Below are 15,907 nucleotides of genomic sequence, written 5' to 3'. Positions count from 1 at the left end.
TGGACGATGCTTTCCCTCATAGTTGGACTTCGGTTGACGTTCCCCCATGTTCAATCTCCTTTCTAACTATCCAGCACTTTTATAAGACTTTTCATTGATAAGGAAAAGCCATACCCGACAGACGGGTATGGCTCTGCCCGATCTTAGTTTCCTGAGTGATTCAACTCAATTTGTGTCTTGATCGTTTCCTGTGCTTCCGTCAACGCATCTTCCGGCTGAGCTTTACCAGTCGCTACAACTTGTAAAGCTTGTGCCATCGGCTCCCAAACTTCTCCCATTTCAGGGATGTTCGGCATTGGAACTGCACGCTCAGATTGAACAGCAACCGCACGTGCTTTCTCGTTATCGGCAATGATTGGATCCTCAATCAAGGACTTCACTGGAGGGATTTCATTCGTTTCTTCATAACGGATTTTCGCGTTTTCTTCGTTTGTGATCCACTTGATCAACTCTGTCGCCCACTCTTTGTTTTCAGAAGCAGCAGACAAGTGCCAGCCTTTCACACCCACAAACGTTTGTGGATATTCACCATTTGGAAGCTTCGGAAGTGGTGCAACACCATAGTCGATTCCCGCTTCGTTCAATCCCTGGTACGCCCATGGGCCGTCCATCATGGCAGCAACGTTACCTTCTTGGAAAAGGCCGTCTTTCGCAGATCCTCCGCTTTCACCAACGATTCCGGATGGGAAGACTTCCTCATACCATTTTTGGATGTACTGGGCACCTTCGACAGCGCCTTCGTTACTCAACCCAAGGTCTTGAGGATTCAAAGCTCCTCCATCTTCACCGAATACATACCCACCGTAACCAGCCATGATGGAGTTTCCGAAGTAGAAATTATCCCATAGAGCTAAGAAACCATATTGATCGCCATTATTAAATTCTTTCGAGAACTCGAATAGTTCATCAAAGTTTTCAGGTACTTCTGTCATATGTTCTTTGTTATAAATGAAAACCGGAGTTTCAGTAGACTTTGGAAGTCCGTATAGGTTTCCATCGTATGTTTGTGCTTGGATGGAAGCTTCTGTATAAAGATCTGTCACAGAACTATCCACTTCAACCGGAGAAAGCAGGCCTTCAATAGCCATTTGACCGATCTGATCATGTGGCAATGTCAATACGTCAGGGCCTGTCCCAGCCGGTCCATCAAGACGAAGCTGTTCTCCCATTTTCGACGCCATATCCAACTCTTTGAATTCTACTTTAATGCCATGTTCCTCTTCGAAACTAGCAATCGCAGGCTCTAGGCCGACACCTTTTTCTTTGTCTTCCCAAACGACCAGCTTTTCAGGTTTTTCTGGCATGCCGTCTTCTGAGGATTCAGAAGATGTATCATCACTACTAGACTCTCCTCCACTCGCTTCCTCTTCACGATCCGGCGCACAAGCAGCCAGCATCGCAACCGTAAGAAAAGCGATAAACAATAAGCTCAACCACTTTTTCATACTTAACTCCCCCTAATAGTTTCCTAATGGATATGCCACGCAATCTTGTGAAACCGATTGCACACATCTTGATTCTAATTATACAAACTAGAAATTTATTTGCAAGCGTTTTCTTATAAAATAGTAAAAATATATTTCACTATCTATAACAGTACGTTAACGCTTTCACATTTCCATTGACTTCGCCTTCTTTCTTCTATAGTTTTATTTAATAGAAAGGTATATTTATGTGCAAACGCTTGTTCAGAAAGGATGAATAATCATGTTCAAAGAAGCCGTCTACCACAGACCGAAGAATAACTATGCTTACGCGTATAATGAGAAGACCATCCACATTCGTTTACGAACAAAAAAAGAGGATATCGATGCTGTCCAACTCATCCACGGAGATCCTTACAACTGGGCCGATGGACAGTGGCAGGCCGAACAAAAGCCCATGCAGAAATCCGGCTCTGACGAACTTTTCGACTATTGGTTTGCAACATTAGAACCACCCTTCCGCAGACTCCGCTACTCCTTTTTACTGCAGGACGGAAAAGAGAAAACCGTCTTCACCGAAAAAGGCTTTTATGACGAGGTTCCATTAGATGATACCGCTTATCACTTCTGCTTCCCGTTCTTGAACAGCATCGACGTCTTTCAGGCACCTGAGTGGGTTAAGGATACGGTATGGTATCAAATTTTCCCTGAACGGTTCGCGCACGGAGATGCCTCCCTGGATCCTGATGGGACCTTGGCATGGGGAAGTAAAGCTCCATCTCCAACGAACTTTTTTGGAGGGGATTTTCAAGGCGTCATGGATCATCTCGATCACCTTGAAAAACTCGGCATCAACGGCATTTATTTCACACCGATATTCAAGGCCCATTCCAATCATAAATATGACACGATCGACTACATGGAAATCGACCCGCAATTCGGGGATAAAGCAACCTTCCGCAAGCTCGTGAAAGAGTGTCATAAACGCGGCATCCGGGTCATGTTGGACGCCGTTTTCAATCATAGCGGTTACTACTTCGAACCGTTTCAGGACGTACTAAAAAATGGAATCGATTCCGAATATGCGGACTGGTTCCATTTAAGAGGAGACAAAGTCATCACAGATCCTCTCCCGAACTACGACGCTTTCGCTTATGTATCCAGCATGCCGAAGCTCAATACAGAAAACCCTGAAGTCAAAGACTACCTTCTGAAAGTCGCTCGCTATTGGATTGAAGAGTTTGATATTGATGGATGGCGGCTGGATGTTGCGAATGAAGTAGACCATGCTTTCTGGAGAGAATTCCGTCAAACCGTCAAGGAAGCAAAAGCGGACGCTTATATTCTCGGGGAAATCTGGCATGACTCGATGCCCTGGCTGCAAGGCGATCAGTTCGATGCGGTCATGAACTACCCGTTCACAAACGCAGTCATCGACTTTTTTGCTAAGAAAAAAATCGGGATGGAACAATTTAAGAATGTGCTGTCCCATGTCCAGCATATGTATCCTGTATCGGTGAATGAAGTCGCGTTTAACCTTCTCGACAGTCATGACACCCCTAGAGTCCTGACCTATGCTGATGGAGATAAAAAGGCAGCTCAATTGATGTACCTTTTCCAGCTTTCTTATGAAGGGACCCCTTGCATATATTACGGAGATGAAATAGGCATGACAGGCGGACAAGACCCTGGCTGCCGAAAATGCATGATATGGGAAGAAGAGGATCAAGATCAGGAGTTGTTCTCCTTTATACAGAAGTTGATCAGCCTTCGAAAATCAGAGCCAGCATTTGGTAACCACGGCAGGTTCTCATTCATTGATTACGGGGATCAAGTCCTTGCCTATGAAAAAAGGTCTGATGAACAGACTCTTTTGTTCTTAATCAACCTTTCCTCCGACTCCCTTTCTATAGAGGGCACATCATCATCAAGAATCGTGGACAGTGACAAAAACTCCACACTTCAAGGGGAAAGAACATCTTTAAGCCCATCTGGATATATAATTTTGGAGAAAAAGTAATGTAGAGGAGTCTTTCCATGACTCAAGCTAAAAAAATGACGCTGTTCGCCCTCACATGGCCGATCTTCATTGAAGTTCTGCTCCACATGTTGATGGGTAACGCGGATACACTCATGCTCAGTCAATACTCCGACGATGCCGTAGCGGCCGTCGGGGTCTCGAACCAAATCCTTTCCGTCGTAATTGTGATGTTCGGGTTCGTGGCGACGGGTGCGGCTATCTTAGTCGCTCAAAACCTTGGTGCCGAACAAAAGAAAGAGGCGGGAAGCATATCGGTTACGTCACTCAGTGTCAATTTATGGTTCTCGCTCCTTCTCAGTTTGGGCCTCTTTGTATTTAGCGAACAGATCCTGAATGTGATGGATTTGCCTTCCTCTTTAATGGGAGACGCCAAGGACTACATGAACATTGTCGGCGGACTTATTTTTGTTCAGGCCATGCTGATGACCATTGGAGCGCTGCTTAGAAGTTATGGTCACACGAAAGATCCGATGTATGTGACAATCGGCATGAATATCCTGAACGTCATCGGTAACTACTTTGTCATTTTCGGACCATTCGGTCTTCCCGTCTTTGGCGTAGAAGGTGTCGCGTATGTAACAGCGATTTCGAGAGCTTTCGGGTTTATTGTTCTCCTATTACTGCTCATCAAACGTGTGGCCGGCGACCTGCCCTGGCGATCTTTTTATCACTATGAAAAAGCTCATATTAAAAATCTGCTTCATATCGGTGTACCATCTGCCGGCGAGCAGCTCTCATACAATGCCAGTCAGATGGTCATCACCTATTTTGTCGCACAAATGGGAGCGACAGCGATCACGACAAAAGTCTATGCTCAAAACCTGATGATGTTCATTTTTTTTATGCTCTATTGCTATCGGGCAGGGAACGCAAATATTGATTGGCCATTACATCGGCGCAAAAGAGACCGAGAAAGCTTACCGGCAATGTATCCGGAGCTTACAGTTTGCCATTGTCATCTCTTTATCTGTTGCGGTCGTCTTCTATTTTTCCAGCGACTTCTTGCTGGGTCTCTTTACAGACGATCCCACTATCTTAACAACAGGTGGTATCCTGTTGATGCTGACGGTTCTACTTGAGCCGGGACGAGCTTTCAACCTTGTCGTCATCAACTCACTAAGAGCCGCTGGCGATGTCCGCTTTCCTGTCATCGTGGGAATCCTATCGATGTGGGGAATTCAAGTGACCATCGCCTGGATTTTCGGTCTACACTTTGCTTACGGGTTGATTGGAATTTGGATCGGGGTTCATCGTCGACGAATGGCTGCGCGGTATCCTTATGCTGCGAAGATGGAAATCGAGAATATGGCTGAAGAAATCTTTTGTCACCCCAAATGAAAAAGCGCACAGTCAAGCAAATACAAGCTGACTGTGCGTTTTCTTCTGTTCAAATGGATATATTTGGCGTACCAGGTCATACATAATATGGAAATCAAAATAATCACGGTGCCTTTACGCCGTCACTCAGGTTGTTTGAGAAGGTTTTTAGTTTGTTCATATCGGAAACGTCTTCTTCAAATAATGGGATTTGAATTAACTGTTGTTCTTTGAATTTCTCTCTAATTTCCTCTAGATATGTTTCTTCCTGTTTCCGTCTCTTGGCAAGAAATTCACCGTCTGCGTAATCGGGCAAAACTTTATTGATGATCAAAGTCTTCACAATCAAGTCATGCTGTTTCAATTTACGAATCGCCTGTTCGGTTTCAAGAATGGGAAGCCGTTCCGGGATCAGTACAAATACAAAACCAGTTTGATCTGGATCAAGGATTATTTCCCTTACGGCCGCAAATTTTTCTTTCCTACGCTGCAGCACATCGTAAATAGGATCATCAACTGGATCCCCATCATTCAGCAGCTGTGTGTAGTTGTCGTTAATCTTTTTTCTGCGTTCAAGCATTCCATCGATCCAAACACTCATTAGTTCCGGCAGCGTCAATAAACGGATCGTATGCCCTGTTGGCGCTGTATCAAATACGATCTTGTCAAAATGCTCCGATTCTTCAAGAATGATAGAAATGAGACGATCAAACAGAGCCGCTTCATCCGCCCCCGGAGAAGCACTAGCCATATCAATCTGTCTGTGAACCTCTTCCACCATTTTTGATTTCACAAGGCCTTCTAAATTATCTTTCACACCGGAAATGTATCGCTTAGATTCATGAACGGGATCGATTTCAATTCCCCAGAGGTTTTCCATTAATGCTGTTTTCTCATGATTGACTTTTTCATGAAATATATCTCCAAGGTTATGGGCAGGGTCGGTAGATACCACAAGGATCCGATGTCCTTCTTTTGCAAGCGCAACAGCAAGGGAAGCAGAGGATGTTGACTTTCCTACTCCTCCTTTTCCACCCACAAAAATAACCTTATTCTCATGCAAACCTTTCATTCTACTCCTCCTCTAACAACAACGAATGCCATCGAGCGGAGACTTTTCCATCCCCATTCGCAAATGCCAGTCGTGAAACTTTTCAATAATGTGCGGATACAGTTCTAATGTATAATAAAAAGCTGGATTCGGTATTCCTAACATGTCTGAATACACAAGAAGTAAAAAGAGATCATCCTCATCCCTCAGTTCCCTGGCAATTTCCTGTTTGTGAGGGAGGCTTAACACTTCATCATAAAACTCAAATAACCGCTTTAACGAAAACTTTTTCTCCATGCCTCTCCCTCCTTATTTTCTATCCATCTGCCATTAATGAACAAACTATTGTAACCCATTCGAAAAAAGATCGACCGCAACGCACTCCAAATGGATATATGTCCTCTCTTTACATGCTTGATAAAATATACGAGTATGGCCAGGAGATTCCTTGGATCTACATAATCCACATGCACCCCTTCCGTCTGGTTTTCTCTATACCACTCTCCTAATTTTTCACGGTCCTGGTCGTGGTGCTTAAACTCTTCCTTCATGTCAATGAAACCATCGTCATCGCTGCATATTCCTCCACAACATCCCATGCCAATTTCTTTTTCAGGGCGAATGATCATGATTTCTTTCATGGTGTTGATGCTCCTTTCAAGGAAAAAGAAAGCCGACAAATGCCGGCTTCCTTAAATGATTACGCGCTTTTCTCAATAGAATCGTCTCGATTTCCTGCAATTGCAGAAAACGCTGTAATGAGAATCCAGAAGGTAAACACGAGAATGATGGCGCCGAAAGTGAACAACATCCAGTCGCTTCCTTCATTCCATGGTGCCCATTCAGTCACTACCTGATCGATCATGGCCCACAATGTCATAAACATGAGGAAAACCATCGGAATGATCGTAGGCAGATAGTTACGTCCTTGACGTTTCAACCAAATGGAAACGAGCAGCAAACTGATTCCTGCCAGCAGCTGGTTCGAAGTCCCGAATAAAGGCCAAAGCAAGTATCCACCAGAGCCAAATCCTTTAGGACCTTGTGGGATTAAAGTCAATGCAGCACTGGAAACAACTGCGACAGTTGTCGCCACATGCGTTTTCGTAAGCGGCGTCACTTTATATTCCGTTCCAAGTTCAGCGATGATATAACGCATCAAACGAACAGAAGAGTCTAAGGTCGTTGCGGCAAAGCTTACGACGATAACGGAAACGATCGTTGCGGCAACAGATGCCGGAATACCAAGTCCCGATGCAAGCTGTCCTGCGCCTTGGATAAAGACGCCAAGTCCTGCACCACTCGCCGCAGTAAATCCGCTGTACGTCGCTGAAAATTCACCTGCTGTAGGGAAAAAAGTTACAACTGCGATAATCGCAACGAGAGCCAAAGCCCCTTCACCAATTGAACCCAAATAACCGACAAAACGAGCGTCTGTCTCTTTATTCAATTGTTTAGAAGATGTACCTGACGATACAAGACCGTGGAAACCGGAAATCGCTCCACAGGCAATCGTAATGAACAGCAATGGGAATCAGGACGTATCCGCAGAAGCGTTTGTCACAGGTGCTGTAATTTCAGGGTTAGTGAAAAGAAGCCCTAAATATAGAAGACCAAGCCCGACAATCAGCTGATGCGAGTTGATATAGTCTCTCGGCTGCAACAGCTTCCAAACCGGCAAAGTGGAAGCGATATACACGTACACCATTAACACGACAATCCATACAAAAAAGGCCATGGACGTCGCATTAAGTCCAAATAATGTTGAAGCACCTTCGCCACCAAAATAGCGGACAAGGTCGATTTGAAGTACAGGTACATAACTCGCAACGATGGCCGTTAAATACATAACCGCAAGCGCTACAATCGATGGAAGCAGCATGTTCCCCTGCTTTTTATACACACTGTAGCCGATCCAAACGGCCAGAGGTATTTGAATAAAAACAGATAGGACACTCGCAGGGAATGAAATGAATAGATTCGCAATGACCCAGGCGAAAACAGCGTTTACCATTAGAACAAGCAGTAAAATGATAAATAAAAACAGCACTTTCGCTTTTTGACCGATCAACTTACTGGCAAGCGTACCGATGGATTGTCCTTTGTTTCTGACCGACAATACAAGAGTACCGAAATCATGGACCCCGGCAGCAAAAACAGTTCCTAGTAATACCCAAAGCACAGCAGGCAGCCAGCCCCAATACACGGCAATCGCCGGTCCGACAATCGGAGCCGCACCTGCGACGGAGGTGAAATGGTGCCCCCACAAAACGAATTTATTCGTAGGAACAAAATCGACACCATCCTTATACTGATGGGCGGGTGTGACATAGTTCGGATCGAGACGATAAATCTTTTCGGCAATGAATTTCGAATAATACCGATAACCTAGAAAAAAGATGAGACCTCCAACAACAGCTAACCAAATCCCACTCACAAAAACCCTCCTCAATCTACAAAAATATGTATACGTTTACATTTAAATGTATTATATATTACTTTCCTTTCTAAATTCAATGCGATATACAGATTTTTCTGAAAATAATGAACAAAAAAAGAGAGAAGCATTTGCTTCCCTCTTACTGCGCTGATGTTTTTGCTTCTTCATATTTGTTAACAGAACGTGTAATCCCTAGGAAAGCAGGCTTCTCTTTTGGCAACTTTCCGAAAAGCAAACCGGCAAAAGGCAAATAACGATGCGCGAGCCAAATGATGAAATAGCAGAAGAACAAGGTCAGCCCAAACCTTAGCATAATACCAATATGAAACCAGTAGTTACCAGGAGTGGGAACAACCTGAGCTACTACTTTCAAAACAATAGGATGAAGGAGATAAAACCCAAACGAATAGACCGCTATATTTTTTACGTATGGAAGAATCGGTCTCCATTTGCGTGCGATAATTTCCATCAAGCGGAACATGACATAGCTTCCCGCCATCATATAAATCAAATTCACGATCAAATACGTCCATCCTGGCAAATAAATAGAAGATACCGTGTATAGATGGTAGTAAAGCTGGACAGTCGCAATGCCCGCGGCAATCGCAACAAAAACCCAGGCAATGGTTGATTTGTTGTATATTCTTTGTTTTTGTTCTTTGAAGTTAATTCCAATCCAGGCTCCTAAAAGATACGGTCCCATACTGCTCAAAAAGAAAGTGAATGGGATTAACTGAAATTCACGATTCAGAAAATGATAGGCAACGGCTACCACCATTCCAAATAGCCATAGATACTTTTTAATGAAGGTGACCTTTTTCACAACAAATAAGATAGCTGGGAAAAATAAATAAAATTGCACAATCAAGAAAATAAAGTGAAGCTGATAAAAGGATTCACCCTTTAAAATCCGCATCCCAATCTCACTCATATCAAAACGAACAGCCCCAATATAAATGGAATAAGCTTCATAGAATAAAGCCCATAAAAGATACGGGACAACAATATACAAGGCTCTCTTTTTGTAAAAAGACTTTAATTCTTTCCAATCCATTCTCTGTTCAATATATTTATAGAAGAACACCATAGCGGTGATCATAATGAAGATTCCTGCTTCTATTCTAATAATTCTATTTAGGAAATGGTACTTTCCGAACGCATCACCATCTGCTGGTAAAATGGAAGCATAGGTTCCGGTGACGTGAACCAGAACTACCATGACCATGGCAAAGAGCCGTAATAGAAAGATAGACTCAATTTTTTCTCTAGCCATTTTTATCATCCTCATTTGTAATCATGATTTAAACACACGTCATCTTACCATGGTCAAGCATCATTTTGGGGGTTGTTGCTGTTTTATCATCTCTTTTTTACTTTAGGTAATATATCAGGTAAAAATTGGACAAGTGACAACTCTTAACTTGCATCAATCTTCCCAAGGAAAAAACCATCCACTTCGTCAAGCTTCCCCCGCCAGTAAAAACTTCCTTCAGAAGGCGTGGGCTTGGCATCGCCATTGTACACTTGCGCTTCTTCCAAATGAATATAGTTGATTTCCTCATGCGCATAGTTGACCTCACTCGCACGGGATAACTTCTCACTCAATTCCTGGGATATCTCATTGCCGTTTTCAAAGGTACGGCTCAACGATTGCATATATTTCTTAGCAGATACCGTTGTTCCAGTAACCAACGCGCCATTGACATTCAAGGTAATATCGAGAGAAAAATCCCCCTGGTTGGCTGCTTTTACGAAGTTTCGTAGAATATTATCCATTTAACCTCTTCCCTTCTCTAATCGTTCTTACTTGATGGTATCGTCGTTCACAATTAAAGTCGTTTTACCCGGTCTCATCCCTTCTTTACCGCCCTCTTCTTCGTTCTTCACAGGTTCTTCATTTCCCTGTTCCCCATCATTTTCATCTTCCGTTTCCTCATGGTTTTCCTCTTCATTGGTTTCGTTGACGATTTCTTCATCCTCAGCCTGTTCCATTTCCTCTGTAGCAGCAGCTTCATCACCAGGGGATTCCAATTGTTTTTGAGATAGATCCGCTCCATTCAGAGAAGGCGTTTCTTCCTTATTCTCTTCTTCATCAGAACTATTTTTCACTTTGTCTTTCACACGACCAACCACTTCGTTTGTTTTATCTTTCGTTTGGTTTTGCAGATCTTTCAATTGTCCACCGGCTTTTCCTGCTTTTTCTTTCATACTTTCCTTATGTTCTCCTGCACGATTCGGGTTTAATAAAAATCCTGCGGCTGCTCCAAGTACTCCACCGACAATGGCTCTGGTCACCCGGTGACTGCTTTTATGATCCGTTTCCTGCTGTTTGTTCTCGTCATTCGTTGGATTGGTCAACTGTGTTTTGGATTCACTCATGGTTTTCTCTCCTTTTATTTTTGATAGACTTTCTGCATGTTTTTCTCCAATTGTTCAATGCGTTTTTGCAATTCTTCATTTTCTTTTTCCAAAGCTTCCGTGTTCGATTGAGCTGCTTTCGAATTCAAATACGGGTCGGTTTCCCACCAGTCCATGCCGATTTCTTTCGCTTTATCGACAGAGGCGACAATGAGGCGGATTTTGATTGTCAAAAGCTCCACATCCGCAAGTCCCACTCTGATATCCCCAGCGATGACCACCCCTTTATCCAGGACGGTTTCTAACACATCCACAATACTGTTTGACTGAGTCGGGTGTTCAATGGACATCTATGATGCCTCCTTTTTATAACAAATTACCTAAAGGTCCTAAATCGATATTGAGATCCTCATCATCCAGGTCGAAAATCTCTTTCAGTTCGTCCATTTTCAGTTCGAGGTTCATGAGTGCCACGCCCAGCTGCTCAATCTGCTCTTCCGACAACGTTCCACCATCGACGCGGCGGATGGCTTGTTTTTCCACGAGTTGACGCAGCAGTTCAATGACCGTTAAGACGAGTTGTTGCGAGCCCCTGCTCAGCTCCATCCGGGTCTAAATTGAGGCGGCCACTTTTAAATGGCTGCTCTTGTAAGTTACTTTGTGACACGTTCCAACGCCTCCTTTTCCCTGTCCATCACTTTTGAGTTCAAGGTGTCATCCAGGCTGGATTGGACGAGAGTTTCTACAGAAGAAATCAATACCTTCAAGTCCACATAAACAAGATCGATGCCAGCAATGGAAATGATGATATCTCCCTTGATAGCCACTCCTTTATCCAGAACGGTATCTAAAATATCAATCAGGGCAATATCCTGGTTTTCAAAGTTTTCCCCTGTAGGACACTCATCCCACCTCACTTTTAGAGAGTGACGAAAAGTGATACGGCGGCCATGGCCCTGTCGCTTCTATGATCCAGCCTGCCTTTTTCCCTTGTTCATTCGCTTCCGTTACTTCTCTTAAAAAAGTTTCTACTTTTTCAATCTCGATCAAGTAGGCACCATTCCAACACATATCCGCTTCTTTTCCGGTCACGTTCTTATTCCAGACTTTTTTCTCAGCCGTGTCTTCACATAGTGCCTTCCACTCACTATGTAACTGCCTCACGTATTTCTGCTGCTCTTGTAATACTTGCTGATCAATGGACTGATCGAGTTTTTTCCTTTGCAAGTACTGCATCCCTTTGGACATCTGTGAGATTTCCTCTTTTTTCTTTTGAATCTCAGGATGATGGTCCGCCACCTGCTCCTTTAAACGGTCAGAGTGATTGTAGATTTTAATGTTCCACTCTTCTTTTCCTTTTAATCTCTCTAGCTGTGTCATCCATTCTTTTTCATGAACATCCATTTTCTTTTTCAGGCTTTCTTCGTTCTGGAACAGCGTACAAAACTTCATCGGAATTAAAGTGAGGGCATTCTTCAAGCTCATTAATATTTCATGATGAAGGTAGGCCTTATCCTGCACCCATGCCATTTGTTTCGTATTCACTTCCAATGCCTCTTCCCCAAACTCATCTTCCTCGACCTTACTCACAAGTGCTGAACACCAGCCATAATCCAGCACTTCAAGACCAGCCTTCCCGTCGATCCCCTTAAAGTCAGAGATTTTTTGAACATCCGCTTCCTCTTTAAGAGAGATTCCATACAAATACAGTAGCCTTTCCATCTTGAAAACTCCTTACTTCCTTTTCGTCATGTTCTCCCATTGCTCCATCTCCATCTTTTTGGCGACTTCATATCGGATAAGCAGCTCTTCTTCCTGCTCCTCATAATGCTCTTCCGAAATCTCTTCCAATTCATACATCATTTGCAGCTGAATTAATTTCTTTTGAATATGTTCGAGGTCGTACATTTCCTTATCCACTTCTTCTTTCACATGCTCTCCGACTTTTTTTTATCAAATGGATGGGCGAAGTGAATAGTTTTTGAATCATGAGGCTTCTACTTTCAACTTGATGTTGATGAAATTATACGCAGGCCACGGTCCCGTATATTTGAAATCAACATATTCCTTCCACCGCTGCAGCTCGTTCACTTTTTTATCGAAGGCCTCCTCTTTTTCCCGATCGATTAAATATGCCCCATTCAAGAGCATTTTTTCACCAATCGTTTCGTTCACTTGAGAGGCTTCTGCTAATCGGTCCAAAGGAGCGTGTATGGTGGTTTCGATTTCCTTTTGAATCGTGGTGAAAAAGTCGCGAGCCATCTCTCCAAGCTGAATCCGGTCGAAGTAGCCGGCCGCTTCTGATTTGTTTGCTACCGTTTCCTTTTTCTTTTTCACCCGGTCGTTCTGGATGATCTGCTCTTCTAACCACTCTCTTTTTCCAACGATTTTCAAACCGATTTCGATCTTATTCCTTACTTCTACAAACAGCTTCTCAAGTTGAGGGTAAAGGTTTTCAATGAGCACTTGCGTATCTTCTTTCGTATTAAAGACATTCCCAAAGCTGATGGGAACGACAGAACTCTCCGAGTCCATGACTCTTGAAATCACTTGCTGGTGAGTCATGAGCGCTTTTTTCTTCGGATGATAGATTTTTATCGGAGCTTTAACAGCAACCATGGCTGCATCTTTATGCTGGACCGTGAAAACTTCTTTTTCTTCTCCCTCAAATTCGACGGTTCCAAAATTTTTCTCCTTTGTTGTTTGAATACAACAGAACACATAAATTCCCATATCTTCAGCCATAAGTACCTCCTATACCTTTTTGCAATGATCGAGAATGATTTCCCTTGCTTCTTCTTCATTCTCCGTCATAGATAAGACGGAAAAATAAGTCATATCCAGACAAAGGTTCTGGAACGCTTCATCCTTTCCATCCACACGGACACTCGTTTTTTTAACTAAATCAGCAATCATAATGGAGGCGCGCAGGCTCAATAGCCCCTTCTTGTCACCCGTTGACTCTTTTACACCTCTTACAAAACATACGATCGCTTCCGCCTTGGCCTGTTTGATTTTCGTCCTCTCCATTACAATCGCCACTTCAGCTTCCATACTCAGAGCATTCAATGGAATGGAAATCATCCGGTTCATCAATGCATCCTGCGTGTCATATACTCCGATATACTCAGCGGGATTACTCGTAAAAACGATTCTGAAGTCCGGGTGAACCCTGATGTGCGAATCCTTGCTTTTCGATCCATACAAGGGCAGAATTTTTTCTTCGAGAACGGATAAAAACAGGTTGTTCGTTTCCGGGCTTGACCTCGTAAACTCGTCATACACCACGGTATGCCCGTGTTTCACCGCTTCATAAAGATGACCGCTCACCCAATCTTCCGTCACATTTTCTTCGATTTTTCTCACGGTTCTTACAAAGTTATCATTCAACTTTTTGCGGCTGTAGCCTTTAAAAGCCCCGATCAAGTCATCATTGGTCAAATCTTTGTTACCTGTAATCAGCGTTACCGGGCGATTTCTTCGCTTCGCGACATGGATGGCAAGCGTCGTTTTCCCGATACCCGACGCCCCTGTATAATGAACAGGATAACCGGCAGATAAATAGTTCAAGGACCGGCGGATCAAGCTTTTGAAGAAGGGCTGTTCATAAACATCTGTGTTGGAAGATAGACGTTCACTGTTTTGTTTAAGTACACTCATCAGCCCTCCTCCTACTGCTCGACCTGTTCTTCAATATCGCTGCGGTATCTGAGACTTAAGCGGGAAAAGCCAGTCACTTCTATGTTTTCATCCAAAAAAACTTCATATAATCCAACCATTTGATCTCGAGCATACTTTTTCATGTATTCCTTTTCTTCAATCACTTCGACCAATACCCGCCACTCCTGGTCTTTCTTACGTGCGGATATAATTTTATGTGGCGGTGCAATGTTTTCATTGAAAAAATCGGTGACTTCATTCAAGACCTTCATAGCGGTGTATCCCTCTCTTTTCCTAGCAATCTACTTTCTCCTTTATATAGGAAGAAGATGAAACCAATAGAGATTCCATCCTATTCCTTAAAAAAAGCAGCAGTCGTTTATATACTGAATTCTCCACGTTCATTCGACGAACGAGAAGGTGATGTTTCCTCTCCATCACCAAGGCGGCCGCCAAGACCTTCTTCTTCTACTTCATCCCGCAGGAGACCGACAGCTTCTGCATACCTGAGCCATGTATCCACACTGGCAATTACGACTCTCGCTTCTACCGTAATTAGTTCAATCCCTACAACTGAAACACGCGCAAACGCGTCGATCACAATCCCTTTATCCAAAATACGGTCAACCACTTCTGCAAGACTGGAACTATCTGTTGATTTTTGAATCGCCATGTTAAATCTCCTCTCCATATTTACGAATGATACGTTTTGATACTTGATAAACCTTTGATATCTTTTGAACCTTTAATAGAAGTGGAACTCTTTATATGAGAAATGCCTTTGATATCGTTCGCTCCTTTGATTGTTCCACTTGAAGAATTGTTCTCATTTATCGAACGCTGCATTTGCTCTCCGGATTCTTTGACGGATCCGAGTTTTTCTCTGAATTCAAGCAGATGCTCCTGAACCTTCCGCTTTACTTCCTCAGCCTTTGAATGGACGTGATCAGCATTCGCTGAAGTTTTCTCCTGAAGCTCTCCCTTCATGTCCTCGATTTGGGACTGCATCTGCCTTTTGAATTGCTCCCGGAAAATATCTCCCGCTTGATCATTCATTTCATCCCTGGCATGTTCAGTCGCCTCTTGAGGGTCATCTGCTTTCCGGATAATTTTATGAACCGGGTTCGGCAACTTATCCTTGATCACAGCTGCAGACTTTTTTATACCTCCTTCCACTTGATCAAGGATGGATGGATCTTCCTCCTGACCGTTTCGTAGATGAGACATCAACACCACCCCATTACTATTCATGTATAATTTTTGGCTGGTTTCTACCCTTACTTCCCACCAAGGGGCTTATAAAACCCTTTGCTTGATAAAAAAGTTGAAAAATGGTAAGAATTACATCCAATATTACGGAAACACTGAACCTATAAGACTATGAAAACACAGGAAAATAAAATTCTTTACAAAAATGACAGTTCTATTAAAAGTCATCCTAGCCCTTCATAAAAATGAGTGGCAAGCTTTTTCGTCCACATCATTCCACTATTTTTCTATTTACTTCACCTTATGTGGACCCCAAGACCCTTTTTGCCTTTATGAACTTGGGAATATCGTTCTGCCAAATCCCCTTTAAGAGCCTAACATCACCGCAACTATCCCAACTCGTATTT

17 protein-coding genes and 3 pseudogenes are annotated in these 15,907 nt (G+C 43.2%); 2 read left to right on the top strand and 18 right to left on the bottom strand.

Features of this window, described 5'->3' with window-relative positions:
* Positions 1 to 143 precede the first annotated feature (143 nt).
* Positions 144 to 1,445 (bottom strand): extracellular solute-binding protein, encoded by a 1,302-nt coding sequence (locus tag LC065_RS08800; protein WP_226592110.1) that lies wholly within the window; start codon positions 1,443 to 1,445, stop codon positions 144 to 146.
* Between the two features lie 262 nt (positions 1,446 to 1,707).
* On the opposite strand from LC065_RS08800, the gene LC065_RS08795 reads away from it, so the two are divergent.
* Positions 1,708 to 3,444 (top strand): glycoside hydrolase family 13 protein, encoded by a 1,737-nt coding sequence (locus tag LC065_RS08795; RefSeq protein ID WP_226592112.1) that lies wholly within the window; start codon positions 1,708 to 1,710, stop codon positions 3,442 to 3,444.
* A gap of 17 nt (positions 3,445 to 3,461) precedes the next feature.
* Positions 3,462 to 4,834, top strand: a pseudogene (locus tag LC065_RS08790) (MATE family efflux transporter).
* A gap of 72 nt (positions 4,835 to 4,906) precedes the next feature.
* Here the strand turns inward: LC065_RS08790 and LC065_RS08785 are convergent.
* The 17 genes and pseudogenes from LC065_RS08785 to gvpQ form a co-directional block, all read right to left on the bottom strand.
* Complete coding sequence (locus LC065_RS08785; protein WP_226592116.1) at positions 4,907 to 5,854, bottom strand: ArsA family ATPase; 948 nt, start codon at positions 5,852 to 5,854, stop codon at positions 4,907 to 4,909.
* 12 nt (positions 5,855 to 5,866) lie between these two features.
* Positions 5,867 to 6,130 (bottom strand): cory-CC-star protein, encoded by a 264-nt coding sequence (locus tag LC065_RS08780; RefSeq protein ID WP_089651275.1) that lies wholly within the window; start codon positions 6,128 to 6,130, stop codon positions 5,867 to 5,869.
* On the bottom strand, positions 6,109 to 6,474 hold the full coding sequence (locus LC065_RS08775; protein ID WP_226592118.1) for a hypothetical protein: 366 nt from the start codon (positions 6,472 to 6,474) through the stop codon (positions 6,109 to 6,111). The genes LC065_RS08780 and LC065_RS08775 overlap by 22 nt, the downstream gene beginning before the upstream one ends.
* 59 nt (positions 6,475 to 6,533) lie before the next feature.
* Positions 6,534 to 8,270 (bottom strand): annotated as a pseudogene (locus LC065_RS08770) (carbon starvation CstA family protein).
* 142 nt (positions 8,271 to 8,412) lie between these two features.
* Positions 8,413 to 9,546, bottom strand: coding sequence for an acyltransferase (locus LC065_RS08765; RefSeq protein WP_226592122.1), 1,134 nt, complete (start codon positions 9,544 to 9,546; stop codon positions 8,413 to 8,415).
* A gap of 143 nt (positions 9,547 to 9,689) precedes the next feature.
* Positions 9,690 to 10,049: a gas vesicle accessory protein GvpU gene (gene gvpU, locus LC065_RS08760; protein ID WP_226592123.1), complete on the bottom strand. Its 360-nt coding sequence runs from the start codon at positions 10,047 to 10,049 to the stop codon at positions 9,690 to 9,692.
* A gap of 27 nt (positions 10,050 to 10,076) precedes the next feature.
* A complete protein-coding gene (locus LC065_RS08755; protein ID WP_226592125.1) occupies positions 10,077 to 10,652 on the bottom strand; it encodes a YtxH domain-containing protein in 576 nt (191 codons plus the stop codon).
* Positions 10,653 to 10,666: 14 nt separating this feature from the next.
* A complete protein-coding gene (locus tag LC065_RS08750; RefSeq protein ID WP_089651269.1) occupies positions 10,667 to 10,981 on the bottom strand; it encodes a gas vesicle protein in 315 nt (104 codons plus the stop codon).
* Between the two features lie 16 nt (positions 10,982 to 10,997).
* A pseudogene (locus tag LC065_RS08745) lies at positions 10,998 to 11,298 on the bottom strand (gas vesicle protein K).
* Positions 11,285 to 11,548, bottom strand: a complete 264-nt coding sequence (locus LC065_RS08740) for a gas vesicle protein (RefSeq protein ID WP_306163900.1) — start codon at positions 11,546 to 11,548, stop codon at positions 11,285 to 11,287. The pseudogene LC065_RS08745 and the gene LC065_RS08740 overlap by 14 nt, the downstream one beginning before the upstream one ends.
* Positions 11,535 to 12,353, bottom strand: a complete 819-nt coding sequence (locus LC065_RS08735) for a GvpL/GvpF family gas vesicle protein (RefSeq protein ID WP_226592131.1) — start codon at positions 12,351 to 12,353, stop codon at positions 11,535 to 11,537. The genes LC065_RS08740 and LC065_RS08735 overlap by 14 nt, the downstream gene beginning before the upstream one ends.
* Positions 12,354 to 12,365: 12 nt before the next feature.
* Complete coding sequence (locus LC065_RS08730) at positions 12,366 to 12,563, bottom strand: gas vesicle protein GvpG (RefSeq protein WP_371933425.1); 198 nt, start codon at positions 12,561 to 12,563, stop codon at positions 12,366 to 12,368.
* A gap of 54 nt (positions 12,564 to 12,617) precedes the next feature.
* Positions 12,618 to 13,376, bottom strand: coding sequence for a GvpL/GvpF family gas vesicle protein (locus LC065_RS08725; RefSeq protein ID WP_306163899.1), 759 nt, complete (start codon positions 13,374 to 13,376; stop codon positions 12,618 to 12,620).
* Positions 13,377 to 13,385: 9 nt separating this feature from the next.
* A complete protein-coding gene (gene gvpN / locus LC065_RS08720; protein WP_226592138.1) occupies positions 13,386 to 14,291 on the bottom strand; it encodes a gas vesicle protein GvpN in 906 nt (301 codons plus the stop codon).
* Between the two features lie 11 nt (positions 14,292 to 14,302).
* A complete protein-coding gene (gene gvpO, locus LC065_RS08715; protein ID WP_226592140.1) occupies positions 14,303 to 14,563 on the bottom strand; it encodes a gas vesicle protein GvpO in 261 nt (86 codons plus the stop codon).
* Between the two features lie 107 nt (positions 14,564 to 14,670).
* Positions 14,671 to 14,964, bottom strand: coding sequence for a gas vesicle structural protein GvpA (gene gvpA / locus LC065_RS08710; protein ID WP_226592142.1), 294 nt, complete (start codon positions 14,962 to 14,964; stop codon positions 14,671 to 14,673).
* A gap of 20 nt (positions 14,965 to 14,984) precedes the next feature.
* Entirely contained in the window at positions 14,985 to 15,518 is a 534-nt protein-coding gene (gene gvpQ, locus LC065_RS08705) for a gas vesicle protein GvpQ (protein WP_226592144.1), read from the bottom strand.
* Positions 15,519 to 15,907 lie beyond the last annotated feature (389 nt).

The organism is Halobacillus litoralis (genome assembly GCF_020524085.2).
Taxonomy (GTDB): Bacteria; Bacillota; Bacilli; order Bacillales; family Halobacillaceae; genus Halobacillus; species Halobacillus litoralis_E.
Note: the sequence above shows the minus strand (reverse complement) of the source record. Positions and strands in the feature narration are given on the sequence as shown.